The 1,163-nt window shown below is 61.2% G+C and carries 1 protein-coding gene; it reads left to right on the top strand.

Going from position 1 to position 1,163, the window contains the following annotated elements; translation table 11 throughout:
- Positions 1-1,163 (top strand): IS1182 family transposase (locus A3M7_RS0137695; protein ID WP_027548498.1); only part of this gene is annotated, 1,163 nt, incomplete at both ends.

Below are 1,163 nucleotides of genomic sequence, written 5' to 3'. Positions count from 1 at the left end.
GGAAGATCGACGCTGCTCTTGATCTGTCCTGGCTTCGCAGTGAACTAGCACCTCATTATTCGTTCATGGGTCGCCCGTCGATCGACCCGGAACTGATGATCCGGATGCTGGTCGTGGGATATGTCTTTGCGATCCGCTCGGAGCGATTGATCTGTCGTGAAGTGCAGGTGAACCTTGCCTATCGCTGGTTCTGCAAGCTCGGGATCGAGGACGCTATCCCGGATCATTCGGCGTTTTCGCGTGCCCGCAACGAGCGCTTCCGCGATGGAGACGTATTTCGCCACATGTTCGAGCGGGTCGTCGAGGGGTGCATTGCGGCCGGTCTGGTTGGCGGTGAAGGCTTTGCCGTCGATGCGAGCCTAATTGCGGCCGATGCCAATAAGCAACGCTCGATCGCAGGTCAGGATTGGCGCAAGGATCGCGATCCGGCGAGGTCCAGCCGCGCGGTGAAGGAGTATCTGGCGACCCTCGACGATACGGCGTGGGGCGCCGCCAGCGACGTTGTGCCGAAGTTCGTCTCGCCATCCGATCCTGCGGCGCAGTGGACCGGCGCTCACAAGGGACCGGCATTCTTCGCTTACTCCGACAACTATCTCATCGACGTGAAGTTCGGCGTCATCGTTGATGTCGAGGCGTCCCGCGCCATTCGCCAGGCCGAAGTCGGCGCGGCAAAGACCATGATCGAGCGAACGGAGGAGCGCTTCGGTCTCAAGCCGGAGCGGCTTATCGGGGATACCGCTTACGGGGCAGCTCCGATGCTGAACTGGCTGGTCGAGGAGAAAGGCATCGCGCCACATATCCCTGTGTTCGATAAATCGAAGCGGGATGATGGCACCTTCTCGCGCGGCGACTTCCGATATGACCCGACCGGCGACGTCTACCACTGCCCGGGCGGAAAGCGGCTTGGGACGAGCGGCACCGTGCACGAGGGCAAGACACTTCTGTATCGCGCAAGCAAGCTCGACTGCGATGTTTGCCCACTCAAACCGCAATGCTGCCCAAAGGAACCATCGCGCAGGATCCCGCGCGACATCCATGAGCACGCCCGAGACGTTGCCCGGTCGTTTGCTGGCACCGAGGGCTTCGAGCGGTCGCGACATGAGCGCAAGAAGATCGAGATGCGGTTCGCACACTTGAAGCGCATCCTGAAGCTCGGTCGGCTT

Source organism: Bradyrhizobium sp. WSM2254, assembly GCF_000472645.1.
Taxonomy (GTDB): domain Bacteria; phylum Pseudomonadota; class Alphaproteobacteria; order Rhizobiales; family Xanthobacteraceae; genus Bradyrhizobium; species Bradyrhizobium niftali.
This window is presented reverse-complemented; position numbering and strand designations above follow the sequence as displayed.